Below are 391 nucleotides of genomic sequence, written 5' to 3'. Positions count from 1 at the left end.
TAAAAGATGGAAAAGTAGTATTTAAGAAATAGATTTTTTAGAGGAGAGATGTCATTTTGAGACAGACATTCATTGAAAAATTTGTAGTAAATAAAGAATTGCCAAATATAGAATTTAGTATGTGCTTACCTAATAATATGCAAGCAAAAATGGATTTGAAAGATACATTACAGAGAATAAAACAAGAAGGATTAAGTGGTGAAGTTAAAAAAATCTTAAAAAAAGGTCAATTTCGCAATGCTTCAAAAGATTTATGTTTGGGGGTATTTGAAGGGGCAGCTCAAAGATTCATGCTTCAAGACTTTAATAAGGAGTTAGCTGATAAAGTAATTGATGTAATAGATAAAGTGCATCAAAGAAAAGAGACAGTATATCTACAATTAGTCGATGC

The 391-nt window shown here is 29.2% G+C and carries 1 protein-coding gene; it reads left to right on the top strand.

Features of this window, described 5'->3' with window-relative positions; translation table 11 throughout:
* Nucleotides 1-56: 56 nt before the first annotated feature.
* Nucleotides 57-391, top strand: a 335-nt coding sequence (locus RCF13_RS18345) for a hypothetical protein (protein ID WP_308141437.1), incomplete at its 3' end; no start/stop codon positions are given.

Origin of the sequence: Stenotrophomonas maltophilia group sp. RNC7, from assembly GCF_030910085.1 — a bacterium.
Classification (GTDB): Bacteria; Pseudomonadota; Gammaproteobacteria; order Xanthomonadales; family Xanthomonadaceae; genus Stenotrophomonas; species Stenotrophomonas sepilia.
Note: the sequence above shows the minus strand (reverse complement) of the source record. Positions and strands in the feature narration are given on the sequence as shown.